This window comes from Streptomyces sp. DH12 (genome assembly GCF_020873895.1).
Lineage (GTDB): Bacteria > Actinomycetota > Actinomycetes > Streptomycetales > Streptomycetaceae > Streptomyces.
Window position 1 is genome coordinate 1 of record NZ_JAHWGT010001631.1, and the last position, 393, is coordinate 393.

Here is a 393-nt window from a genome sequence, read left to right on the forward strand (position 1 = left end):
GCGGTCCCGCGCGCCGGGCCGGACGCGGCCGGCTGGTCGGGCGGCCCGGTGACGGGGGCCGCCGCGGCCCGCCGGATCTGCCGGTCGAGGCGGTGGTCGCGCAGGATGCCGATCACGGCGGGCGCGACCATGAGGACGAACAGGCCGAGGACGGCCACCATCGAGATCAGTGCTTCTGTCTGCGTCGTGTTCATGTACACCACTGTCGCGCCGGACACTCCTGACCGGGAGTGGCAGGACTGTCGTACACCCTCGATTTACTGCCAACGGTGCGGCACACTGGAGCCATGCTCCGGAATGTGGCGGCCGTCCTCCTCGACGGCGTGAATCCCTTCGAACTCGGCGTGGTCTGCGAGGTCTTCGGCATCGACCGCAGCGACGACGGGCTGCCGG

The 393-nt window shown here is 70.5% G+C and carries 1 protein-coding gene and 1 pseudogene; one reads left to right on the forward strand and one right to left on the reverse strand.

From position 1 onward, the window contains the following. Nucleotides 1-194 (reverse strand): hypothetical protein (locus LPA54_RS41435; RefSeq protein ID WP_228985532.1); only part of this gene is annotated, 194 nt, incomplete at its 3' end. A gap of 93 nt (nt 195-287) precedes the next feature. Here LPA54_RS41435 and LPA54_RS41440 point away from each other — a divergent pair. Then, nucleotides 288-393 (forward strand): annotated as a pseudogene (locus LPA54_RS41440) (AraC family transcriptional regulator); the annotation flags it as partial.